This is a genomic window from Streptomyces sp. NPDC001787, from assembly GCF_040297465.1.
Taxonomy (GTDB): domain Bacteria; phylum Actinomycetota; class Actinomycetes; order Streptomycetales; family Streptomycetaceae; genus Streptomyces.
In genome coordinates this window covers 43,131-66,955 of the sequence record NZ_JBEOZE010000002.1, presented here as the reverse complement: position 1 = coordinate 66,955, position 23,825 = coordinate 43,131, and the positions used below count along the sequence as shown (strand labels likewise).

At 73.4% G+C, this 23,825-nt stretch carries 18 protein-coding genes; 13 read left to right on the top strand and 5 right to left on the bottom strand.

The window, feature by feature from the left end; genetic code table 11:
* Together ABT170_RS02975 and ku are read right to left on the bottom strand one after the other, a co-directional pair.
* The gene (locus ABT170_RS02975; protein WP_351863651.1) at positions 1 to 1,812 is read right to left on the bottom strand and encodes a serine/threonine-protein kinase; all 1,812 of its coding nucleotides are present in this window, start codon (positions 1,810 to 1,812) and stop codon (positions 1 to 3) included.
* A gap of 81 nt (positions 1,813 to 1,893) precedes the next feature.
* A complete protein-coding gene (gene ku, locus ABT170_RS02970; RefSeq protein ID WP_351863649.1) occupies positions 1,894 to 3,090 on the bottom strand; it encodes a non-homologous end joining protein Ku in 1,197 nt (398 codons plus the stop codon).
* 59 nt (positions 3,091 to 3,149) lie between these two features.
* Here ku and ligD point away from each other — a divergent pair, with 59 nt between their 5' ends.
* From ligD to ABT170_RS02930, 8 genes are all read left to right on the top strand, one after another.
* Positions 3,150 to 4,061 (top strand): non-homologous end-joining DNA ligase, encoded by a 912-nt coding sequence (gene ligD / locus ABT170_RS02965; protein WP_351863647.1) that lies wholly within the window; start codon positions 3,150 to 3,152, stop codon positions 4,059 to 4,061.
* 243 nt (positions 4,062 to 4,304) lie between these two features.
* A complete protein-coding gene (locus tag ABT170_RS02960) occupies positions 4,305 to 6,626 on the top strand; it encodes a HEAT repeat domain-containing protein (protein ID WP_351863645.1) in 2,322 nt (773 codons plus the stop codon).
* A complete protein-coding gene (locus ABT170_RS02955) occupies positions 6,623 to 6,940 on the top strand; it encodes a zinc ribbon domain-containing protein (RefSeq protein ID WP_266923835.1) in 318 nt (105 codons plus the stop codon). The genes ABT170_RS02960 and ABT170_RS02955 overlap by 4 nt, the downstream gene beginning before the upstream one ends.
* A 155-nt stretch (positions 6,941 to 7,095) precedes the next feature.
* Complete coding sequence (locus ABT170_RS02950; protein ID WP_329946046.1) at positions 7,096 to 7,896, top strand: hypothetical protein; 801 nt, start codon at positions 7,096 to 7,098, stop codon at positions 7,894 to 7,896.
* The gene (locus ABT170_RS02945; protein ID WP_329946047.1) at positions 7,893 to 9,209 is read left to right on the top strand and encodes an ATP-binding protein; all 1,317 of its coding nucleotides are present in this window, start codon (positions 7,893 to 7,895) and stop codon (positions 9,207 to 9,209) included. Before ABT170_RS02950 ends, ABT170_RS02945 begins: the two co-directional genes overlap by 4 nt.
* A gap of 201 nt (positions 9,210 to 9,410) precedes the next feature.
* Entirely contained in the window at positions 9,411 to 10,790 is a 1,380-nt protein-coding gene (locus tag ABT170_RS02940; RefSeq protein WP_329946048.1) for an FtsW/RodA/SpoVE family cell cycle protein, read from the top strand.
* On the top strand, positions 10,787 to 12,244 hold the full coding sequence (locus tag ABT170_RS02935; RefSeq protein WP_329946049.1) for a penicillin-binding transpeptidase domain-containing protein: 1,458 nt from the start codon (positions 10,787 to 10,789) through the stop codon (positions 12,242 to 12,244). The genes ABT170_RS02940 and ABT170_RS02935 overlap by 4 nt, the downstream gene beginning before the upstream one ends.
* 150 nt (positions 12,245 to 12,394) lie before the next feature.
* Positions 12,395 to 13,516, top strand: a complete 1,122-nt coding sequence (locus tag ABT170_RS02930; RefSeq protein ID WP_351863642.1) for an amidase family protein — start codon at positions 12,395 to 12,397, stop codon at positions 13,514 to 13,516.
* 89 nt (positions 13,517 to 13,605) lie between these two features.
* Here the strand turns inward: ABT170_RS02930 and ABT170_RS02925 are convergent, their stop codons facing one another.
* Together ABT170_RS02925 and ABT170_RS02920 are read right to left on the bottom strand one after the other, a co-directional pair.
* The gene (locus ABT170_RS02925; RefSeq protein ID WP_329946051.1) at positions 13,606 to 14,499 is read right to left on the bottom strand and encodes a hypothetical protein; all 894 of its coding nucleotides are present in this window, start codon (positions 14,497 to 14,499) and stop codon (positions 13,606 to 13,608) included.
* Positions 14,500 to 14,802: 303 nt separating this feature from the next.
* Entirely contained in the window at positions 14,803 to 15,927 is a 1,125-nt protein-coding gene (locus tag ABT170_RS02920) for a ferritin-like domain-containing protein (RefSeq protein ID WP_351863640.1), read from the bottom strand.
* A gap of 213 nt (positions 15,928 to 16,140) precedes the next feature.
* On the opposite strand from ABT170_RS02920, the gene ABT170_RS02915 reads away from it, so the two are divergent.
* The 5 genes from ABT170_RS02915 to ABT170_RS02895 all read left to right on the top strand — a co-directional run bounded on the left by ABT170_RS02915 (position 16,141) and on the right by ABT170_RS02895 (position 22,487).
* Positions 16,141 to 17,076, top strand: a complete 936-nt coding sequence (locus ABT170_RS02915) for an AurF N-oxygenase family protein (protein WP_266923820.1) — start codon at positions 16,141 to 16,143, stop codon at positions 17,074 to 17,076.
* Positions 17,077 to 17,117: 41 nt separating this feature from the next.
* The gene (locus ABT170_RS02910) at positions 17,118 to 17,891 is read left to right on the top strand and encodes a TetR/AcrR family transcriptional regulator (RefSeq protein WP_329946053.1); all 774 of its coding nucleotides are present in this window, start codon (positions 17,118 to 17,120) and stop codon (positions 17,889 to 17,891) included.
* A 4-nt stretch (positions 17,892 to 17,895) separates the two neighbouring features.
* Complete coding sequence (locus ABT170_RS02905) at positions 17,896 to 18,171, top strand: DUF8847 domain-containing protein (RefSeq protein WP_329946054.1); 276 nt, start codon at positions 17,896 to 17,898, stop codon at positions 18,169 to 18,171.
* Between the two features lie 80 nt (positions 18,172 to 18,251).
* A complete protein-coding gene (locus ABT170_RS02900) occupies positions 18,252 to 21,062 on the top strand; it encodes an outer membrane protein assembly factor BamB family protein (protein ID WP_351863637.1) in 2,811 nt (936 codons plus the stop codon).
* A gap of 162 nt (positions 21,063 to 21,224) precedes the next feature.
* Complete coding sequence (locus ABT170_RS02895; RefSeq protein WP_351863635.1) at positions 21,225 to 22,487, top strand: C40 family peptidase; 1,263 nt, start codon at positions 21,225 to 21,227, stop codon at positions 22,485 to 22,487.
* Positions 22,488 to 22,567: 80 nt separating this feature from the next.
* On the opposite strand, the gene ABT170_RS02890 is transcribed toward ABT170_RS02895, so the two are convergent.
* A complete protein-coding gene (locus tag ABT170_RS02890) occupies positions 22,568 to 23,803 on the bottom strand; it encodes a styrene monooxygenase/indole monooxygenase family protein (RefSeq protein WP_351863633.1) in 1,236 nt (411 codons plus the stop codon).
* Positions 23,804 to 23,825: the final 22 nt, after the last annotated feature.

Below are 23,825 nucleotides of genomic sequence, written 5' to 3'. Positions count from 1 at the left end.
TCAGCCCTTGCGGCGCGGGTTCTTCTCGATGACCCGTCCGTCGAGGTGCGCGGTGAGGAAGGCGCCGCCGTATTTGTCGGAGACATAGACGCGCAGGACCGGCTGGTCGTCGTGGAAGGGGGACGACGGGTCCACGATGACGTAATGACTGTCCGGGGCGGGGATGTTGAGGGTCTTGTCGGCCGTGCGCAGCAGGTCGGGCAGCGCGTCCCAGTCGACGGAGAGCAAGTCGACGGCGGTGTCGCCGGAGGAGAGCGTGCCGCCCATGTCGTCGTTGCTGGCCTCGCCGTCCCGGTAGCTGAACTGGTCGTACAGCGTGGAGTTGGACGTGAGGGGTGCCTTGGCCGAGGCGTGCTCGTCGTAGAGGGTGAAGTCGGTGACCTTCGTGCCGCCCATGAGCGGCTTCAGCCCCTTGATGGCCTCCCGGACCCCCTTCGGGGTCAGCAGGTCGGTCTGCTCGGCGGGGATCTCCCGCGCGGTGGACGTCCTCGGGGTGGGCTTGGTGCCCCGGGCGCCGGACAGGGAGCTCGCGACCGCTGTCGGCCGGCCGTCGTCCCCGTCCTCGGGCGAGTCGGGCATGGACAGCACCCAGACCAGGACGCCTCCCGCCACCGCGGTGGTCGCGACGGAGGCGGCGCCCGCGATCACGCGGAACCGGCGGCGGAGCCTGCGCTGACGTTCGCGGTCGGCCGGCGTCAGCGGCCCCGGGGCGTAGGGGTTGCGCGGCGGGCCCGTCACGGCGAACGGGACGGATGGCGCGGCCGGTGGGACGGGGGCGTCCGCCGGGGCGGGCCCGGTGGCGGGCGCGGACGGTATGCGGTCCGCGGGGGTGCCCGACGGGGTGTGGAAGCCCGGCCCCGGCGTGCGGCCGGCCGGGCTCAGCGGAAGGGTGGGCGGGGCGGCGGGAGCCGCGGCGGACGGCGCCGCGGGCGCGGGCGAGGGGGCCGGCGTGGGCGAGGGGGCCGGGGACGTTCCGGCCGCCGCGGCCGCCAGCATCCTGTCCAGCTCGTCGGCGTCCGGGCGGGCGGGAATGTCCCTGGTCAGCAGCGCGGTCAGGACGGGGGTGAGCACGCCCGCCCTGACCGGCGGCGGCACCTCCTCGTCGAGCACGGCCGCCAGTGTGGCGAGGGTGGTGGCCTTGCGCAGCGGATGGTGGCCCTCCACCGCGACGTACAGCAGCATGCCGAGCGACCAGAGGTCGGAGGAGGGGTCGCCCTCGGTGCCCCGGATGCGTTCGGGTGCGATGTAGTCGGGTGAGCCGATGAGGGCGCCGGTCATCGTCAGGCTGGTGGACTCGCGGATCGCGGCGATGCCGAAGTCGGTGAGGACCGGGCGGCCGTCGGCGCGGAGCAGGACGTTGGCGGGCTTGACGTCGCGGTGGTGGATGCCCGCCGCGTGGGCGGCGCGCAGGGCGGAGAGGATGCCGCGGCCGAGTTCGGCTGCCTCGGCCGGCTCCATGGGCCCCCGGGCGAGGCGCTCTTGGAGGGATGCTCCGGGCACCAGTTCCATGACGATCCATGGGTAGCCGTCCTCGCCGGGGTCGACGATGTGGTGGACGGTGACCACGTTGGGATGGTCGAGGCGGGCGAGCGCGCGGGCCTCGCGCAGGACCCGGGAGCGCAGCGTGCGGGCGGCCTCCGGGTCGTACTCGGCCAGGGTGGGGTCCGGGGGGCGGACCTCCTTGAGCGCGACGTCGCGGTGCAGCGCGAGGTCATGGGCCCGCCAGACCATTCCCATGCCGCCGCTGCCGAGCCGCTCCACCAGCGTGAAGCGGCCGTCGATCACCCGTTCCGAAGGGGCCACTGCGCTCATGGGCCGTAGCGTACGGGGGCGGTACGACAGCGGTCACCCTGGGCCGGGGGCCGGGATCGGGGGCGGCGCCGGGGCTGCGGCTCAGGCCGAGGCGCGCTTCCCGGAGGAGGACCGGGCCGTCTTCTTCGCGGTGCTCCGGCCGCCGGACGCCGTCTTCTTCGCCGCGGTCTTCTTCGTCGATGACCGCGCGGCCGTCTTCTCGGCCGTCGCCGTGGACTTCTTCGCCCCGGTGCCCTTGGGGGCCGCCTTCTTCGCGGTGGAGGAGGATGTGCCGCCGCCCGAGCGTGACACCGTCTTGCCGGTCGGGGTGCGGTGCGACGTCTTCCGCGGCGCCCTGCCGCTGGTCCCGCCGGTGGTTCTGCCGCTGGTTTTGCCGCTGGTCCCGTCGGTGGGTTCGGCTTTGGTCCTCCCGGTGGTTCCGTCCGCGGCCTTCGCCGTGGCCTTGCCGCCCGTCCTCCCCGCCGTCCCGCGGATGGGGTGGACCTCCGCCATGCCGTCCTCGCCCCGGGACTCCTTCGCCGCGCGGACGCTGCTCTCCAGCGCCGCGATCAGGTCGATGACCTTGCCTCCGCCGGACTCCGTCGCCGCCGGTTCCATCGTCTCGCCGGAGGCCTTGGCTGCGATCAGCTCCTCGACGGCCTCGCGGTAGTCGTCGTGGAGCGTGTCCATGTCGACCTCACCGAGGGTCGCCATCAGCGCGTCCGCCAGGTCGAGTTCCGCGTCACGGACCGTGACGTCCGTCTCCGGGGCCACACCGTCGGGGGCGCGGATCTCGTCGGGCCAGAGCAGGCCGTGCATCGCGATCACGTCGTCGACCACCCGCAGCATGCCGAGGCGTTCGCGCCCGCGCAGCGCGTACTTGGCCACGGCGACCTTCCGGCTGCGCTTCAGGGCCTCGCGCAGCAGGGTGTAGGGCTTGGCGGCCGGGACCCCGTTGGCGGAGAGGTAGTACGCCGCGTCCATCTGGAGCGGGTCGATCTCCTCGGCGGGCACGAAGGCGACGATCTCGATCGTCTTGGCCGTGGGCAGCGGAAGGGAGGCGAGGTCCTCATCGGTGATCGGGATCATCGAGCCGTCGGCGTCCTCGTACGCCTTGCCGATCTCGGCGGCCGTCACCTCCTCCTCGTCCAGCTCGCACACCTTGCGGTACCGGATCCGGCCACCGTCGGCGAGGTGGATCTGCCGGAAGGAGATCGAATGGCTCTCGGTGGCGTTCACCAGCTTGATGGGGATGCTGACCAGCCCGAAGGAGATCGCGCCGTTCCATATGGACCTCACCGTTCACCCCTTTTGCCCGTAAGGATCACCTAGACCCGTTTTCGTGTGATTCTTATCGTATGACGCCGATCACCGAGGTGGAGGGGCGGCGCCTGGCGCTCAGCAATCTCGACAAGGTGCTGTACCCGGCCACCGGGACCACCAAGGGCGAGGTGCTGCACTACTACGCGGCCACGGCGGCCGGGGCGCTGCTCCCGCATCTGCGCGACCGGCCGGTGTCCTTCCTGCGCTTTCCGGACGGGCCGGGCGGCCAGCTCTTCTTCACCAAGAATCCGCCGCCCGGTACGCCCGCCTGGGTGCGCACCGCCGCCGTGCCCCGCCACGAGGGGCAGAGCGCCCGGCAGGTGCTCGTCCAGGACCTGTCCTCACTGGTGTGGGCGGCGAACCTGGTGGTGGAGTTCCACACCCCGCAGTGGCGCACGGACGCGCCGGGGACCGCCGACCGGATGGTCCTCGATCTGGATCCCGGGGCTCCCGCGAGCATCGTGGAGTGCTGCGCGGTGGCGCTCTGGCTGCGGGAACGGCTGGCCGCCGACGGCCTCCTCCCGTACGGCAAGACATCCGGCGCCAAGGGGCTGCATCTGCTCGTGCCGCTGGAGCCCACCCCTTCCGGCCAGGTGTCGGCGTACGCGAAGGGGCTGGCAGTGGAGGCCGCGAGCGCCCTGCCGGAGTTGGTCGTGCACCGGATGACCCGCGCCCTGAGGCCGGGAAAGGTATTTGTCGACTTCAGTCAGAACGCCGCCGCGAAGACGACCGCCACGCCCTACACCCTCCGCGCCAGGACGGAGCCCACCGTCTCCGCACCCGTCACCTGGGACGAGATCGAGGACTGCCGGGAACCCGGTGAGCTGGTGTTCCTGGCCGGGGACATGGCGGCGCGGCTGGACCGGTACGGGGATCTGCTCGCCCCGCTGATCGATCCGGAAGCGGCGCGTCCGCTGCCCGGGGAACGGGAACAGGGGGGCCGCTGAAGCGGTGGGGAAGGGGTCCGCCCGGCGGTCCGGTCATGGAGCCGTCATGACCTGGTCACGGCCTGAGGAAAGGCCGCAAGTGGAGGGTGGATTGTCCGGGCCGTGGTGCACACTCTGCCCAGACGCTTCTTCGGGGCGTGCGGAAGAGTGTGCCGGAAGGCTGTGCCGGTCGAATACGCCGGACGAATGTGCCCGAGGGCGCATGCTTTTCGGACGCTGCCGTAATCGTGGGGAGGGGATGGCGTGTTCGCGGGGATCGACGAGGTCGACTGGGCTTCGATGGAGCATGCCTACGGGCCGGCCGACGATGTGCCCGGACTTCTTCGGGGGCTCGCCTCGGCCGATCCGGCGGAGCGCGAGATGGCGCTCGACGGGATGTACGGAGCCGTTCACCACCAGGGCGATGTCTACGCCTGCACGCTCGCGTGCATTCCGTTCCTGTTCGAGCTCGCCGTGGACCCGGGCGTGCAGGACCGGGGCAGCGTGGTCGAACTGCTCACCAGCATCGGCGGCTTCGATCTGGACGAGGACGACGAGGACGAGATCGATGAGGACGAGATCGAGGGCGCCGCGAACTACGCGATGGCGGCGGCGGCCGTCACCGCCGGTGCCGGGGTGTTCTTCGAGCTGATCGCCGACGAGGACCCCGGGGTACGGCTCGCGGCCCCGCTGGCCCTCGCCACGCTGCACCGCCACCCCGTCCGGGTGCTCGCGCTGCTGCGGGAGCGGCTGCCGGTGGAGGCCGACGAGGAGGTACGGCTGGCGCTCGTCGAGGCGGCCGGGCGGGTGGCCCTGCGGCACCGCCCCCTGGCCGGCCGGGTGGCGGACTGGCTGAGCCTCCTGGCGGCACAGGCGTACGCGCCGGGGCTGCGCCTCGCGGCGCTGGCCCAGCTGGCGCGGTGCGCCCCGGATGTGCTGCCCGGCGATGTGGTCCCGGTGGTCTCGGGGCTCCTGGGCGAGCTGCGTTCCACGACGGGGACGTACCGCAACGGGACGGCGGAGAAGCCGGAGCGGGCGGAGAGGGCCGAACCGGCGGAGAAGCCGGAGAAGGCCGATGTCGGGGCGGCCTCCGCGACCGGGGCCGGGCTCGCACCCGCCACCCCGCCCGACCCGGAGGCCGGGGCGGCACCGCAGGCCGACGCCGCGGCGGAGGCCGCGCCCGATACCGGACCGGAGGCCGGCCCCGAGCCCGAGTCCGGGACCGGCGCGGGCGCCGGCGCACCCGTGGCGGAGCAGAGCGCGGGTCCGACCAGGGTGGGTCAGCTGCGCGCCCTGTCCGCCGAGGAGAGCGCCGGGCGCAGCACCCCCTGGGCCGCCGACCTGCTGCGCACCCTGCACGTAGGGCTCGACGACCGGGTGGACGACCGGACCGCCCTGCTCGCCGACCAGCTGCGCAGCCCCGACCGCTGGCAGCGCGTCGACGCCGTACGGATGAGCGGTGGGCTGATACGGGCCTGGCGCGGCTCGTACGACGGTCTCGTCCGGCTGATCGGCGAACAGCTCGCGGACCCGGAGCCCCGGCTGGCGGACGCCGCCTCGCACGTCCTTGAGGAGCTCTTCGGTCTGGCCGCCCCCGCCGCGGACGCCCTCGCGGCCCGGCTGGCCGCCGACCCCGGCGCCTGGGTCAAGGCGTGGGCCAGCGGGCCCCCCGGGCTCGGCTCCACCGTGAAGGCGCTGGCCCGGCTCGGCGACGCCCGTGCCGTGCCCGCGCTGGCGGCGGCGCTGGAGCGGTCCGAGGTGCCGCACGACGTGGGGTACGCCATCGGCCACCTCGGGGCCGCCGCCGCGCCGCTCGCGGGCGCGCTGCGGCGCAGGCTCGGGGAGGTGAGCCTCGACGAGGGGGCGTACGACCGCGCGAGCCCGCTGCTGGCCGGACTGACCGGGCTGCGGGCGGGCGAGGCGGCGCCCGAGGTGCTGCGGGTGCTGCGCGGGGCGCCGGAGTACCGGGGCGAGTGGCTGCGTACGGCGGCACTGCGGGCGCTCGGCTCGTTCGGACCGGCGGCGCAGTGCGCCGTACCGGAGCTGCGGGCCCTGATCCGGCGGCCGGGGACGGCCGCGGCCACGGAGGCGGCCGAGGCGCTGTGGGCGGTCGCCGGGGATGCCGACGCCGTGCTTCCGGTGCTGATCGAGGGGCTGCGCGCGGAGCATGTGCACGACCGGCGCACGGCGGCGTCCGCGCTGGGCGGGCTCGGGCCGCGGGCGGCGGTGGTCGCGCCCCGGCTGCGCGCGCTCCTGGCGCACGACGAGCTGTGGCTGCGGGTGGACGCCGCGATCGCCCTCTGGGAGGTGTCGGGACGGGCCGCGGAGAGCGTTCCCGTGCTCCTTGCCGCGTGGGAGAAGAACCGTCACGTCAGAGTCCGGGTGGCGGAAGTCCTGGCGCGGATGGGGCCCGCTGGTGCAGGGTCGCAGGCAGCGCACGTGCTGCGGGCCGAGCTCGCCTCCGTACGCCGTCACAACGCCATGGACGGCGGGTACGGCAGCCACGACACGTACGAGGACGAGAAGCTGCTGGCCCTGTGCCGGCGTGCGCTCCACGGAAAGACGGGGAAAGGGAACACGGAATGATCATTTTCGGTACGCGGGGCTATCTGTACCAGTTGGCCATCCTGACGATGGTGTGCGGCTGGTGCGGCAATCCGGCCGCGCACACGCTGCGCAAGCGCGTCACGAAGTTCACGCTGTTCTTCGTGCCGCTGTTCCCGTTCTCGACGAAGTACGCGACGCAGTGCACCTTCTGCGGCGGGGAGCAGCAGATCCCGAAGGAGCAGGCGGACGCGCTGCTCGCCCAGCAGCACGCCGGGCCGGACGGCAACCCCTACGGCCAGGCTCCGCAGCAGCCGGGGTACGCGCCGCCCGGACAGAACCCGTACCAGCGCTGACGTCCGCCGGGCGGCACCGACGCGGGCCAGCCGGACGGACAGCACCAGAGCATCCCATAGCGGCACCAAACAGGCGTTACGCGCTCGCTTCCGATTAGGGTGTAGGCCCCTGTCGTCGAAGAGGAGGCCGAGCCGTGCGCCCGCAACGAGCTCCCGTGGGCACGCGCCGTGCTCCGGCGGCGGCCCGCGCCGCCGCGGCGGCCGGCGCGGCGCTCGCGCTGCTCACCGGCTGCGGCTCCGCCGGGGGGCTGGTGAGCGCCGGGCGCACGCCGTCCGCCGTCGAGCCCTCCCGGCTCTGGCCGGATCTGCCCGCCGCCTCCGCCGCCCCGTACGACTACGGGGAGGGCGAGACCGCCCGTATCCCCGGCATCCGGGTCCCCGGCGGCGATGTGCGCGCGCTGGACCCGGTGGCCGTGGTGCGGGCCGGGCTGAAGGCCCGGCCCGACCGGGACAGCGGCACCGACGAGCTCCCCGCGAAGACCGTCGCGCAGTTGGCCGACTGCTCCGGGAAGCCCGCCGCCTGCCCCGTCCTCGCCCCGTACTTCCGCGATCTGACCGGTGACGGCAGGGACGAACTCGTGCTGGGCATCACCCTGCCCGACCGTCAGCTCGCCGTACGGGTCTACATGCCCGACGGGGGCGGGCTGACCCGGATCATGTCCACCTCGGACGCGGTGATCAGCGTGCAGATCGCGGGCCGGGACCTCATCATGCGGGCGCCCTCGGCGATCATCGGGTACGAGTACCGCACGGCCTGGACCTGGGACGAGCAGCAGCACGCCATGCTGCCCGCCCGGGACGAGATCCTGCGCATGCCGCGGCAGCGGATCCCGGCGCCCGCGCCCTCCGTCCTCCCCTCCGCCTCCCCGTCGGCCGCCCCGCCCGCGCCCCCGGCCGCTTCCCCGTCGGGTTCCCCGTCCGCCGCCGCCCCCGGTATCGCGGCGGGGCAGCGATGAGACGGCGCAGACCCCGCGCCCCCGCCTGGACCGCGACCCTGACCTGGAAGTCCGCGGTCTTCCTCACCGTGATGTGCTGCACCCTCGCCGCCCTGCTCGGTGTCCTCGTGCACTCGGCGGTGACCCGTCAGACGGTCGGCCACGCCCGCGAGAAGGCCCTGGACCGGCTGGAGGAGGTCACCAGGGCGTACGAGGCCGGTGAGCCGCTCCCCCGGGGCTCCGGGATCGATCCGGCCGGTCTGCCCGCCTCGCTGCGCGCCCTGGCCGTGGGCGGCGAGCAGGGCACGCTGGTCACCGACGACGCGGGCGCCCCGGCCATGTGGGCGGCGGGCCCGGCGGACGGCCGGGCCCTGGCCACCTGGATCGACTACAGCCAGAGCGCGCACACGATCAGCGGCCTCGACCGGGCGATCGTCGGCTCCTCGCTGCTGGCCATCGCCGCCACGCTGCTGGTCGGACTGTTCGCCGTCAGCCGGGTCACGCGGCGACTGCACCAGAGCGCCCGGGTGGCCCGCCGGATCAGCGCGGGCGACCTCGACGCCCGGGTCGAGGACCCCCGTACCGCGCGCCCGGCGCGCGCCCAGGACGAAGTGGCGATCGTCGCCGGGGCGCTGGACACCATGGCCTCCACGCTCCAGCGCAAGCTGCAGACCGAGCAGCGGTTCACCGCCGATGTGGCGCACGAACTGCGCACCCCGCTGACCGGACTGTCGGCCGCCGCCGAACTGCTGCCGCCCGGCCGCCCGGCCGAACTGGTCCGGGACCGGGTCCGGGCGATGCGGGCGCTGACCGAGGACCTGCTGGAGATCTCCCGGCTCGACGCCCGGACCGAGCAGACAGATCCCGCGGTCCACGAGCTGGCGCCGGTCGTGGAACGAGTGGTGCGGGCGTCCGGCACGGACACCGGGGTCAGGATCACCGGGGCGGCCCGGGTCGAGACGGACCGGCGGCGGCTGGAGCGGGTGATCGGCAATCTGGTCGCCAACGCGCACCGGCACGGCGGCCCGCCGGTGGTCGTGACCGTCGAGGGACCGGTGGTGACCGTACGGGACCACGGCGGCGGGTTCCCCGCGTATCTGCTGGAGACCGGGCCTCAGCGGTTCCGGACGGACGGCGGCGGGAGGGGCCACGGGCTCGGGCTGACCATCGCCGTGGGCCAGGCACGGGTCATCGGCGCGGAACTGGTCTTCGGCAACGCGGAGGACGGCGGGGCGGTGGCGCGGCTGACGCTGCCGGAGTACGTGGCGTCCGACGAGGAGCCGGAACCGGGAACCGCCGGCCCGGCCCCGGGACCCGACGGGCGCCGGCCCTAGCGCGGACACAGCCCGGCCCCGCACCCGCCGCACACCCCTGGCTCCCCTGCCCCTCCTTCCCCCCTGCCCCCGGGCCCCTTCCTTCGCGCTCCCTCCGCTCCCCGGGCCCCTCCCCTCGTGCTCCCTCCGCTCCCCCGGGCCGCGTCCGCGAAGTTCACCGCATAAGGGAAATACCGCACACCTCTTGCTACGTTGCGTGGCATGACCGCAATGACGGCGGACGCTCCCCCGCCCGAACTACGCCTGCCCAAGCGGCGCGGGGTGGAGCTCTCGCTCCTCGTCGGGGCCGTCCTCATCTCCGTCTTCGGCTACGCCGCCGTGGGCCTCGCCAGGAACGGCGCGGTACCTCCCGATGTCGCCGGGTACGGCGCCGGACTCGGTCTGCTCGCGCTGCTGGCCCATCTCGCGGTCCGCCTACGTGCCCCGTACGCCGATCCGCTGGTGCTGCCGATCGCCGTCCTGCTCAACGGTCTGGGCCTGGTGCTGATCTACCGGCTCGACCTGGAGACCCCCAAGGACCAGGCGGCGCCGACGCAGCTGATCTGGTCCACGCTCGGAGTCGCGCTGTTCATCGCCGTCGTGGTCCTCCTGCGCGACCACCGGGTGCTCCAGCGCTACGCGTACCTCTCCGTCGCCACCGCGCTGGTGCTGATGATCGTGCCGATCTTCTTCCCCGCCGTGAACGGGGCCAGGATCTGGATCAGGGTCGGCGGGCTCTCCTTCCAGCCGGGCGAGTTCGCCAAGATCCTGCTCGCGGTGTTCTTCGCCGCCTACCTCGCCGCGAACCGCAACGCGCTGGCGTACACCGGCCGCAGGGTCTGGAAGCTCCAGCTGCCCACCGGCCGGGTGCTCGGCCCCATCGTGGCGATCTGGCTGCTCAGCGTCGGGGTCCTGGTCCTGGAGCGCGACCTCGGCACCTCGCTGCTCTTCTTCGGACTCTTCGTCATCATGCTGTACGTGGCGACCGGCCGGACCGGCTGGATCGCCGTCGGACTGCTGCTCGCCGCGGTCGGCGCCTTCGTCGTCGGCTCCTTCGAACCGCATGTGCACAGCCGGGTGCAGGACTGGCTCGACCCGTTCGCCTCGATCGACGCCGGCCAGGGGCCCAACCAGCTCGCCCAGTCGCTGTTCGCCTTCGCCGCGGGCGGCATGCTCGGTACCGGACTGGGGCTCGGCCACTCCATCCTGATCGGCTTCGCCGCCAAGTCCGACTTCATCCTGGCGACCGCGGGCGAGGAACTGGGCCTGACCGGGCTGACCGCCGTCTTCCTCCTGTACGCCCTGCTCGTCGCCCGGGGCTACCGGGCCGGACTCGCGCTGCGCGACCCGTTCGGGCGGCTGCTCTCCATCGGGCTCGCCTCGATCCTGGCCCTTCAGGTCTTCGTGATCGCGGGCGGGGTGATGGGGCTGATCCCGCTGACCGGCATGGCCATGCCGTTCCTGGCCCAGGGCGGTTCGTCCGTCGTCACCAACTGGATCATCGTCGCGCTGCTGATCCGGGTCAGCGACCTGGCCCGCAGACCCGGCCCCGGTCAGGTCGAGACCGGTGTCATCGCCCCGATCCTGGAGGACGAACGGTGATCCGCTACATCCGGCGGGCCGCCGCCTTCTGTCTGCTGCTGCTCGTGGCGCTCCTGCTGAACGCCGCCCGGGTCCAGGTCTTCGAGGCCGACGAGCTGAACGACAACCCCGCCAACCGCCGCAACACCATCGACCGCTACGACCAGGCGCGCGGCAACATCCTGGTCGGCGAGCGGGCCGTCACCGGCTCCGAGGACACCGGCGAACAGCTCGCGTACGAACGCACCTACCTGCACGGCCCCCTGTACGCACCGGTCACCGGCTACGCCTCGCAGACGTACGGCACCACCCTCCTGGAGAACGCCGAGGACGGCATTCTGTCCGGCACCGACCCGCTGCTCGCCCCGCTCCCCCTGTGGAACGAGATCACCCGCAGCCGGCAGCCGGGCGGCGATGTCGTCACCACCATCAAGGACTCGACGCAGCGCGCCGCGTACGAGGGGCTGAGCGGCCGGCGGGGCGCCGTCGCCGCCGTCGAGCCCTCGACCGGCCGCATCCTGGCGCTGGTCTCGACCCCTTCGTACGACCCCGAGCGGCTGTCGGGCACCGGGGCCGGGGTGACCGAGGCGTGGACGCGGCTCAACGCCGTCAAGAGCCGTCCGATGCTCAACCGGGCCATCCGGCAGACCTATCCGCCGGGTTCCGCGTTCAAGATCGTGACAGCCGCGGCGGCGCTGGACTCCCGGGTGGTGACCGACCCGGACGCCGCCACCGACACCCCGTCGCCGTACGTCCTGCCCGGCACCACGACCACCCTGCCCGACGAGGCGCGCGGCTGCGCCAAGGCGTCGCTGGCCGAGGCGATCCGGGTCTCCTGCAACACCGTCATGGCGCACCTCGGCGTCGAAGTGGGGCTCGACGGGATGCTGGAGGCGGTGGGCAGGTTCGGCTTCAACGACGACGGCCTGCGGATCCCGTCCGGGGTCGCGAGGAGCAACTTCGACACGGACATGAGCGACGACCAGCTGGCGCTGTCCTCGATCGGGCAGTTCGACACGACCGCGACCCCGCTTCAGATGGCGATGGTCGCCTCCGCCGTGGCGAACGGCGGCGACCTGAGGTATCCGCATCTCGTGGACCGTACGACCACCCATGACGGCGACACCGTCCGGCAGCAGGGCTCACGCTCGTACCACCAGGCCATGAACCCGTCCACGGCCGTCCAGCTCCAGCGGATGATGGTCGACGTGGTGGAGAACGGCACCGGGTCGAACGCGGCGATCGACGGGGTACGGGTCGGCGGCAAGACCGGCACCGCCCAGCACGGCATCGACAACTCCGGTACGCCGTACGCCTGGTTCATCTCCTGGGCGCAGGCTCCGGACTCGGGACGTCCGGCGGTCGCGGTCGCGGTGGTCGTCGAGGACGCCTCCGCCGACCGGGCGGACATCAGCGGCGGCGGCAGCGCGGCGCCCATCGCACGGGCCGTGATGGAGGCGGCACTCGACGGGTGAGGGGGCGGTCGGCCCGTGACCCGGGCGGGCCCCGTGATCCGGGCGGGCCCAACGTGATCCGGGCGGGCCGACGGGGGCGCTCCGTGCCGGCCGCCCGGCCGGTGCGGAAGGCTCTCGACGGCCGGACCGGCGGCCCGGGACACTCGCCCCATGACTCATGTATCGGCGGTGGCGCGGGCGCTGGAGCGGATCGACCGGCTGGACCCCCGCCTGCGCGCGTTCACCGAGGTCTGGCACGAGGAGGCACTCGCCCGCGAACCGGAGGCCCGCCGGCTCCCCCTGGCCGGGCTGCCGTTCGCGGTGAAGGGGCCGGCCGGTCTCCGCTCGTACGCGGCCCGTCGGCTGATCGCGGCGGGCGGTGTCCCGGTCGGCTCGACCTCCGTGCCGGGCCCCGGCACGGTCTGGCAGACCTGGGGGCAGGGCCGGTACGGACGCACGGTCAACCCGTGGCGGGCCGACCGCACCCCGGGCGGGTCCTCGGCCGGTTCGGCGGTCGCGGTCGCGGCGGACCTGGTGGAGCTGGCGACGGGCAGCGACGGGGCGGGGTCGGTGCGCATCCCGGCGGCCTGGTGCGGGGTGTTCGGGCTGAAGACGACGAACGGCCTGCTCCCCTCGCCCGACCGCTCCGGACTGGCGGCGGCGGGGGTGCTCGCCCGGTCGGCGGCCGGGGCGGAACGGTATCTGCGCCATGTGCTCGACGACGGCCCGCGGCCCGCGGCGTCCACGCCCCCCGCGCCCCCCGAACTGCCGCTGACCGCCGTCTACAGCCCCGATCTCGGGTACGCGGACGTGGACCCGGAGGTCGCGGAGGTCGTCCGGGGTGCGGTGGACCGGCTCGTCTCGGCCGGAGTGGTACGGCTGCTGGACGGTGGCTGCGCCCTGCTCGACCCGGCTTCGGCGTGGCTCGCGATACGGGGCGGGGCGGCCGGTGCCGCGCGGGGCCCGGCGGACCCGCGCGCCATGGCGGACGCCCTGGCCGTCCGGCGCGAGAACGACCGCAGGCTGGCCGCGCTCCTCACCCGTACGCCATTGCTGCTGACCCCGGCCACCCCGAACCGGCCGCACGGGCACGAGGGGCCGGGTGACCTCTACTCCACGGCGCTGACCTGGGCGTTCAATCTGAGCGGCCATCCGGCGGCGAGCCTGCCCGCCGGATTCACCCCGGACGGCTGCCCGGTGGGTCTCCAACTGGTGGCGGACCGGGGCGCGGACCGGGAACTGCTGGGCGCGGCCCGCGCGATGGAGGCCGTCCTTCCTCCCGTGCGGCCATGAGCCGGAGGGAGGGGCCCGCGGCACGTCCCCGCAGGCGGCCCCGGGCCGCGGACCGGCGGGCCGGGCCCCCGCCCGCGGGCGGCCCCTGATCAGCCGAGCGGCTTGCGCGTCTCGTCGCGGACCTTGGCGGTCTCCTCGGCGGCCTGCTTCAGGTCGATGGACTTGGCGTCCTTCAGCACGTTCTCGGGCCTGATCACCGCGACCATCGCCGCGGTGTTGTCGTCACCCCAGGCGCACATCGGGATGTTGGCGGTGCCGCCGCTCTCCTTCGACTGCACGACCTGGCACTCGATCGTGGTGTCGTACCCCTCGGGAGTGACCTTCTTCGCGGGTACGACGAGCGTCGCGCCGTCCGCCTCCGCCGCTCCCTCCATGATCTTGCCGCGCATGAAGTCGGGGCTGGCGAGCCGCCCGTACATCCCGGAGAGCACGAGGGCGCTGCCGCCGTCCGCGGTGTACTGAGCGATGATCGCCTTGCCGTCCCGGACGCTGGGGTCGGGGGTGTCCTCGATCTCCTTGCCCTCGGTCTTCGACATGTCGTTGGCCAGGGTGAATTCCTCGTCCAGCAGCTTCTTGGACACGACGAGCCGGTACTCGGCCTCCGGGAACACGGCGTCGGCGCCCTTGTCGGCCAACTGGGAGACGCCGAAGGCGACCCCGCCGGCGGCCACGACCGCACCGGCCACGATCCCGACGATCAGACCCGTGCGCTTCCTGCGCGGCGGCTGCGGGCCCTGCGGCGGCCATCCGCCCATCTGGGGCTGACCGGGCAGCGGGGGCTGACCTGGCATCTGGGGCTGGCCGCCGGGTATGCCCGGCTGGCCCCAACCGCCCTGCTGGGGCGGGGGCGGGGGCGCCTGGGGGTAGCCGTAGGGCTGCTGCTGTTGCGGGTAGGGCCCGGGGGCGGCCGGCTGGCCGTACGGATTCTGCTGAGGCTGGGGCGGCCCGTACGGGCCCTGCGGCGGCTGAGGCGGCGTGGTCATGCGTTCAAGTTACGTCACGTTTGCGAACGGAATTTCGACAGGTACCTGATCGGTATCAGGTCGAGAGCAACCGGCGGTCGGACAGGCCGAGGAAGCGGCCGGCGAACCGGCCGACGAACCGGCCGGGAAACCCGGCGGAGGAACCCGGAAGGTGCGCCGGCTCCGTCCGGGTCCGCGCCCTCGCCGAACCCACCGCGCCCGCAGCGTCGGCCGAACCCACCGAGCCCACCGCGCCCGCCGAGCCCGTAGCGGCCACCGGTGCCGTCGCCGGAACCGACGGTGGAGGTGGCCGCGTTCGCCGGCTCAGTCGCCGGAGGCTCCTGACAGGACACCGCCCTGCGCTATCGCGTCCGCGACCTCGGCGACCCTGTCCCGCTCCTCCGCCGCGAAGCGGTCCCGGTCCAGCTGTTCGGCGATCTCCTCGTCCTGGGCCATGAGGAGGTCCAGGCTGGAGTCGCCGAGTTCGAGGACGCCCATGTCGACGTACGCCTTCTGGAGCCTGGGTCCCCACAGTCCGATGTCCTTGACGCACGGCACTATCCGGCTGAACAGCAGCTTGCGGAAGAGCTGGAGGTACTCGGAGTGTTCGGACAGCTCCTTGGCCTCCTGCTTGCCTATGCCGAAGTTCTCCAGGACCTCGACACCGCTGAGCCGGTCGCGCATCAGGTAGCAGCCCTCGATGACGAACTCCTCGCGCTCGCGCAGTTCGGCGTCGCTCAGCTGCTTGTAGTAGTCGCGCAGCGCCATCCGCCCGAAGGCGACGTGCCGGGCCTCGTCCTGCATGACGTACGCGAGGATCTGCTTGGGCAGCGGCTTGGTCGTGGTGTCGCGGATCATCCCGAACGCGGCGAGGGCCAGCCCCTCTATGAGGACCTGCATGCCGAGGTAGGGCATGTCCCAGCGGGAGTCGCGCAGGGTGTCGCCGAGCAGACCCTGGAGGTTGTTGTTGACCGGGTAGAGCATCCCGATCTTCTCGTGCAGGAACCGGCCGTATATCTCCGCGTGCCGGGCCTCGTCCATGGTCTGGGTGGCGGAGTAGAACTTGGCGTCCAGGTCGGGTACGGACTCCACGATCCGCGCCGCGCAGATCATCGCGCCCTGCTCGCCGTGCAGGAACTGGCTGAACTGCCAGGAGGTGTAGTGCTTGCGCAGCTCACCGCGGTCCCGGTCGGTCATCTTCGCCCAGTGCGGGGTGCCGTACAGCGTGAGGGCCTCGTCCGGGGTGCCCAGCGGGTCGGCGGGGTCGACCTCCTGGGACCAGTCGATCCGCTTGTTGCCGTCCCACTGCTTGTCCTTGCCCTTCTGGTAGAGGGCGAGAAGGCGCTCACGGCCGTCGTCGTAGTCCCAGCTGAACCGGGCGGCCCCCGTGGCCGGGACCTGCCACAGCGGCTCTTCGGGGGCGGTGGTGTAGAGGTCGTGTGTCGACACGGACGGCTCCTTCGCCTCGCTTGACTCGATAAGTTCCGTGGCTCCGGCGTCAGTTGAATACCCCGGGGGTACGTTCACCGACTGTTCCCCCGGCAGGTTCACACGTTGGTAGACGCCGGGTCAACAAGTCGTGCGCAAGGGATTGACCGCCTTGCTGACAGGTAGTCTCATAAGAGGTGACCGCCGGTAACCCATCTGTGAGGTGCCCCCGCCATGACGACCGTGACCGACCGCGAGGCGCGGGTGCTCCGCGACGCGCTGGGCCCGCTCCGCGACCGCGAGCAGATTGCCGTGCGGCTGCTCGAATCCTCCGCCAAGCACTCCTTCGACCCCGAGACCGAACTCGACTGGGACTCCGCCGTCGAGGAGGGCAAGTGGTTCTGGCCGCCGGAGCTGGTCTCGCTCTACGACACCCCGCTGTGGGACAGGATGTCCGAGGAGCAGCGGATGGACCTGGCCCGGCACGAGGCTGCCGCGCTCTCCTCGCTCGGCATCTGGTTCGAGATCATCCTCATGCAGCTGCTGGTGCGGCACGTCTACGACAAGCCGGTGACCAGCAACCATGTCCGTTACGCGCTCACCGAGATCGCGGACGAGTGCCGGCACTCCATCATGTTCGGCCGCATGATCGACTGGGGCGGCGCGCCCACGTACCCGGTCCCGCGGGTCTACCACAATCTGGCGCGGGTCCTGAAGACGGTGTCCACCACGCCCGGTTCGTTCGCCGCGACCCTGCTCGGCGAGGAGATCCTCGACTGGATGCAGCGGCTGACCTTCCCGGACGAGCGGGTCCAGACCCTGGTGCGCGGGGTGACCCGTATCCATGTGGTCGAGGAGGCCCGGCACGTCCGGTACGCCCGCGAGGAGCTGCGCCGCCAGATGGTGACCGCCCCGCGCTGGGAGCGTGAACTCACCCGGGTCAGCTGCGGGGAGGCCGCCCGGGTCTTCTCCATCTGCTTCATCAACCCGCAGGTGTACGACAACGTCGGCCTGGACCGCCGCGAGGCCGTCGCCCAGGTGAAGGCGAGCGGCCACCGCACGGAGGTCATGCAGTCGGGCGCGAAGCGGCTGACGGACTTCTTCGACGACATCGGCGTCCTGAACGGGGTCGGCCGCCGGCTGTGGAAGCGCTCCGGCCTGCTGGCTTGAGCCCCCGTCCCGGCCGGGACGGGGCCGTTAGGCTTCGGGCCATGACCTCCACCGCCGCGGCCCCGCCGCCCCGTGCGTACCGCAGGCTCAGCGTCGAGGAGCGCCGCACCCAGCTCCTCGGCGCGGCGCTCAGCCTCTTCGCGCACCGGGCACCCGACGAGGTCTCGCTGGACGAGGTGGCGGCTCTCGCCGGTGTCTCCCGGCCGCTCGTCTACCGCTACTTCCCCGGCGGGCGCCAGCAGTTGTACGAGGCGGCCCTCCGGTCCGCCGCGGACGAGCTGAAGCTCTGCTTCACGGAACCCGCGGTGGGCCCGCCCACCGAGCGGGTGAGCAGGGTCCTGGACCGCTATCTCGGCTTCGTCGACGAGCACGACGCGGGTTTCAGCGCCCTGCTCCAGGGCGGCAGCGTCGCCGAGACCTCCCGTACGACGGCGATCGTCGACGGCGTACGACGGGCGGCGGCCGAGCAGATCCTGCTGCACCTCGGCCGGGGCGAGGGCCCCGGCCTGCGCCCCGCGGGGCCCCGGCTGCGGATGATGGTGCGCACCTGGATCGCCGCCGTCGAGGCCGCCTCCCTGATCTGGCTCGACGAGGAGAAGCAGCCCCCGGCGGCCGAACTGCGCGGCTGGCTGGTCGACCATCTGATCGCGCTGCTCGCGGCGACCGCGGCGACGGACCGGGAGACCGCCTCCGCGATGGCCGAACTCCTGGCCCTGGAGACCGCGGAGGGCCCGGCGGGACGGCTCGCGGGGCTGGTGGTCCCCGCCGTCAGTGGGGCGGCGCACCTGATGCCGGAACCCACTGCGTCAGACTGAGCGGGTGAGAAGCGAGAACACCCCCTTCACCGGCGGCCCCCTGGACGGCAGGGTGCTGCCCGTCCTCCTGGGCCCGACCGGTCATCCCCCCAAGTGGTACGAGGTCCCGGTACCGGACGCCGACGGCGGGGCGCCGACCGTGTACGCGTACCGCCGGGTCCCGGCCGGGTACTCGAAGCGGCTCGGCATCCAGCGCGGCTGGGTGTACGAGTACGCCCCCGGGGGCCGCGAGTCCCGCACGCCCAAGTGGCCCTGGACGAAGCCCCGGAGCGGCGGCTGAGCGGCGTGGGCGGTCCGGCGCGGGGCAGGCCCTAAGATCGACGGTCAGGTGCCGAGGGACGGTCACGAGGGGGGTGCGCCATGGAGGCGCTGCGTCAGGACGATCCACGCCATTTGGGCCGGTACACCGTGCTGGCCCGCTTCCGCGAGGGTGCCGCCGCCGTGCAGTACGTGGCCCGGGAGAGCGCTGACGGCGAGCCGGTCGTGATCACCGCGGCGCGGCCCGCACTCGCCGCCGTCCCGGCCTTCCGGCGCCGCTTCCAGTCGGAGGCGCGCACGGCCGAACGTCTGGCGGGCGGCTGGGTGACGCCGCCGCTGGACACCCGGGTGACCCCGGACGACGACTCCGGCACCACGGCCGAGGCACCCAACGCCCTGTGGACGGCGGCGGGTTACGTCCCCGCGCTGACGCTCGCCGAGGCGATCGGACTCGGCGGACCGCTGCCCGAACGCGCGGTGCGGATACTGGGCGCGGGCATCGCCGAGATCCTCTCCCGGGTGCACGCCACCGGGACCGCGCTCCAGGGGCTCGCGCCCGAAACGGTGCTGCTGGCCGAGGACGGGCCCCGGCTCACCGCGTTCGGCCCGCTGGGGGCTGCGGCGTCCGCCGAGGCGAGGGGCGAGCAGCTCTCGGTCCGGCTGGGGTATCTCACGCCCGAGCAGGTCGAGGGCGTGGAGGCGGGCGCACCCTCCGACCTCTTCGTACTGGGGCTGCTGCTGGCGTACGCGGCCACCGGCACGACCCCCTTCACCGACGGTCCGCCCGAGGAGGCGGCCGGCCGGATCGCGCACGCGGAACCCGAACTGGACTCCGTGCCCGACGCGTTGCGGGAACTGATCGCCGGCTGCCTCGCGAAGGACCCCGCCCTGCGGCCGAGCGCCGGTTCGGTCGCCGCGGAGCTGGCGCTGGAGGGTGCGGCCGGGCTCGCCAGGGGCGGCTGGCTCCCCGAGCGGCTGGTGGCGGCGGTGGCCGGCCAGGAGGCGCGCGTCCGGGCGCTGGATACGCCGCTCGACGCGGAGCCGGCGGGCGCGGAAGGGAACGCGGGCGCGGAGCCGGCGGGCGAGGAAAGGGACGCGGGCGCGGAAACGAACGCGGATGAGCCCCGGGACGCCCCCGTCGACGCGGCGCCGCTCGCGCCCGGCGGCGGGCCGGACGGCACCCCCGAGGACGCGGTCCCGGCCCCCGGTGCGCCGGGCGGCGCCCCCGGAGCCGGGAAGGAGAGCGGGGGAACCACCCGCGACCTCGGTACCGTGCCGGGCGCCGCGCGGACCGACCACCCGACGACCCAGCTCGCCGTCCCCCGCGAGCTGACCGCGTCCTCGGCCGCCGCCCCGGCAACTCCCGCCGACGCGCTTCCGGCCGCCCCCCGGCCGTCCGGCGGCCCGGTGCCGGCCACGGCCCCCTCGGCCCTCTCGCCCGCCGAGGCCCCCGCCCCCGCCCCCGGAACGCCGTACCAGCGCACCCCTGGCGGCCCCGCTCCCTACGCCCCGGCCGCCCTTCCGGGGGTCCCCGCGCCCGCCGCCACACCGATGGTGTCGCTCCCGCTGCCGCCCCCGGCTCCGGCCCCGTCCCCCACCGCGAGCCGCCGGGCCCTGCTCATCACCGCTGCCGCCGCGGCCGGCGGACTGATCGTCGGCGGGGGCGCCGTGGGACTCCTGGGGTCCGACGACAGCGCGGCGGCCGACGACGACAAGCCCGCTCCGGACCGTCGCCGCACCCTCCCGGGGCAGGCCCCGGAACCGCGGTGGACCTACACCCACCCGGCCTCCGAGTCGTCACCGCTCACGACCGCCGTGTGGCGGGACAAGCTGCTGGTGCTGACGAGCGAGAGCCAGGCGAGCGCCATCGACCTGCGCACCGGGAAGCGGGTCTGGCAGCGCGCGGACGCGGCCAAGGGACAGGCCGCCCTGGCGGCGGGTGCGGATCTCTGCTTCGTGGCGAGCCCGACCGAGTTCCTGTGGCTGTCCCCCGAGGACGGTGCGGTCAAGCACCGGCTGCGGTACGCGGACCAGTTCACGGGCCTGCCGAACCTGAGGATGGGCGCGATCACCGGGCAGTCCGGGTCGGTCGTCTGGTTCACCGGCTCCACCACGGTCACCGTGAAGGCCCCCAGGCCGAAGAAGGGCAAGAAGCCGGGCAAGGACAAGCAGGTCGTCCAGGCCTACTTCTTCGCCTACGACATCGTGCGGCGCCAGGAGCTGTGGCGCACCGCCGTCCCGGCCGGCCGGGCCCCGGGCACCCCCGTCTACCGGCTGGTCGCGGAGCGCTCCGCCGACCTCCTCGTACGCCAGGACGCGGTGACGCTCACGCCCGCCGAGGTCGGCGCCGCCAAGGGGAAGGGCTCCATCCGCTCGTTCGACCAGAAGACCGGCAAGCTGCTGTGGGTGAAGCAGTACGGCACCGTCGCCCCGGCGGCGGGCGTCCAGGGCGACGAGGACGGGCGGCTGTACGGCGCGGTCGGCGCGGACCTCCAGGCGTTCGAGTCGGACACCGCCAAGCCGCTGTGGCGGCTGAGCGGCGGTACGGGTTCGGTCTACGGCACGCCCGTGGTGGCCGGGCCGCTGCTCCACACCACCAACCGCACCCAGGAGGTCGGCGCGGTGCAGCGCGGGACCGGCCGGCTCGTGTGGCGGCGTTCGACGGAGGTGCCGCTGGGTGGCAGTGCCCCCGCGATCACCCTCAGCTCCAGCGAGAAGACCCTGATCGCCGCCGACGCCTCCCAGGTCACCGCGTTCTCCGCGGCCGACGGGCGACGGCTGTGGAAGTTCCAGGACATTGGTGTGCAGGACCCGAAGGGGGCCGCGGTGACCGCCCCGTACCGGACCCTGGCCACCGGACGGACCGTCGTCGTCCAGCGGGACCGGGCCTTCTACGCCTTCACGGTGGCCTGACGCGCCGTCGGCGGATTCCCCCGCACCGCCTTCCGGGGGATCCGCCGGCCGCCACACCGCACGGTGCTTGCATCGGCCGACACCGAGTGACCGGATGAACCAGATTCGCTCACTCGTCCGGAGCCCGTTCAGGGCTCCGAATCCGTCACCGGAGGTGGTGTCGTGTCAGGCAGGATCCCGCGCGCGCTCTGCACGGCGGCGGCGCTGGCCGCGGTCGTGCTGGCGTCCCCCGCCGTCGCCTCGCCCTCCTCACCCGTCCCGCCCGTCTCTCCCGACGGTCCGGGTACGGAGACCGGCGCGGAAGTGGACGCCGGGGCCGACGCCGACGTGGAGACCGACACGGAGACCGACACGGACGCCGGCCTCGGCCCCGCCCCGGGCGCCGGGGAGCCCAGAAGCATCGCCGAGCTGCTGACGGAGCTGCGGAGGCTCTACCAGCAGGCCGAGGAGGCCACCGAGACCTACAACGGCACCGAGGAACAGCTGAGGAAGCGCACAGCGGAGACCAGGAAGCTGAACTCCGACCTGAGCAAGGCCCGCCTCGCCCTCGACCGCGGTCGCGGGGACGCGGGCAGGCTGGCCCGTGAGCAGTACCAGGGGCGGTCCGAATTCTCCGCCTATCTGCATCTCCTGCTGGCCCGAGACCCCGTGCGCGCCCTGGACCAGAGCCATGTCATCGAGCGGGCCGCCGCCGGGCGGGCCGCGACCGTGAACCGGCTGACCGTCGCCGCGGAACGCGCCGACGCGCTGGCCGCCAAGTCCCGCGCGGCGCTCGACAGGCAACGGACGCTGGCCGCACGCGAGAAGCGGCAGCGCGACGCCGTACGGACGAAGCTGAACGAGGTCGAGGGGCTGCTGGCCACGCTCTCCGCCGAGCAGATCGCCGGACTGGCCGCGCTGGAGCAGCGGGACACGGACAAGGCCCAGGGTGAACTGGTCGCCTCGGGAGCGCTCAGCTCGACCCGTCCGCCGACCGAACAGGGCCGTGAGGCCGTCGCGTTCGCGGTCGGCCAGATCGGCAAACCGTATCTCTGGGGCGCCGAGGGCCCCGACTCCTTCGACTGCTCCGGGCTCACCTCGCAGGCCTGGGCGAGCGCGGGCCGGGCCATCCCGCGGACCTCGCAGGAGCAGTGGCGGCAGCTGCCGAAGGTGCCCGTCGCCTCGCTGCGCCCGGGGGACCTGGTGGTCTACTTCCCCAAGGCGACCCATGTGGCGCTGTACATCGGCGACGGCATGGTGGCGCAGGCACCGCGGCCCGGATCCTCGGTGAAGGTGTCGCCGGTCGCGTCGAATCCGCTGCTGGGCGCGGTGCGCCCCGATCCGCGGGGCACGCCGCTGACCACGTACACCCCGCCGGAACTGCCCGAGGGCGCCTCACAGGGCGCGGACACCGGCTACAGCGCGGACACGGCGCCGGACGCCTAGTCCCGTACCGCTCGCGCGGAGGCCGGGCCGTCGCGCCGACCGACGCGCCGGCCTGCGGCCCGGCCTCCGGGTGTACGGGGTCAGGCCCCGGCGACCGAGGCCAGGTACGCGTTCGTCTTCTCCGGATCGAAGAAGAAGTTGTCGAAGTCCGCCGGGTTGTTGAACCCGTTGGCGAAGCGGTCGGCGACCGGCTGGAACTGACCGGCGGCGCCGATCAGGTTCAGCACGTGCTCCGGCGGGACGCCGAGCATGGCGTTGGTCCACTTCGTGACGTGCTGCGCGGTGTCCCAGTAGCGGTCGAACGTGGACTGCATCCACTGCGCGTCGAACTCGCGGTCACCGTGCTCGATGATCGAGTCCAGATAGGCGTTCGCGCACTTGGAGGCGGAGTTCGAACCCTGCCCGGTGATCGGGTCGTTGGCGACGACCACGTCGGCCACACCGAGGACCAGACCGCCGCCGGGCAGCCGGCCGATCGGCTTGCGGACGGTCGGGGCGTAACGGCCCGCCAGCGTGCCGTTGGCGTCGGTCAGTTCGACCTTGGTGGCGCGCGCGTACTCCCACGGGGTGAACTTCTCCATGAGCTCCAGCGTCTTGGCGAGGTGCTCGGAGGGGTCCTTGATGCCCTGGAAGACGTCCAGCGGGCCGCCCGGGACGCCCTCCCAGAACAGGATGTCCGCACGGCCGGAGATGGTCAGGGTCGGCATCACGAACAGCTCGCCGACACCCGGGACCAGGTTGCAGCGGACGGCGTCGTAGTCCGGGTGCTCCGGGCGCACGCCCATGCCGTGCACATACGCGACGGCCAGCGCGCGCTGCGGGGCGTCGAACGGCGAACGGGACGCGTCCCGGCCGAACATGGAGACCAGTTCGCCCTTGCCCGCGGAGACCATCACCAGGTCGTAGGTGCGGGAGAAGTAGTCCAGATCGGAGACGGCCGCACCGTGGATGACGAGCTGACCGCCGCGCTGGGCGAAGGTCTCCATCCAGCCGGCCATCTTCACGCGCTGGTCGACGGACTGGGCGAAGCCGTCCAGCTTCCCGACCCAGTCGACGGCCCGCGAGGAGTCGGGGGCTGCGACCGAGACGCCGAGGCCCTGGATCTTCGGGGCCTGCGACTCCCAGAAGTTGAGCTGGTAGTCGCGCTCGTGCTGGAGCGCGGTGTGGAACATGCACTGCGTCGACATGACCCGGCCGGACCGGATCTCGTCGGCCGTGCGGTTGGACATCAGGGTGACTTCGTACCCTTTGGACTGGAGGCCGAGGGCCAGCTGGAGTCCGGACTGACCGGCTCCGACTATGAGTATCTTCCGCATCGCGGTTTCTCCGTTAGGTGTT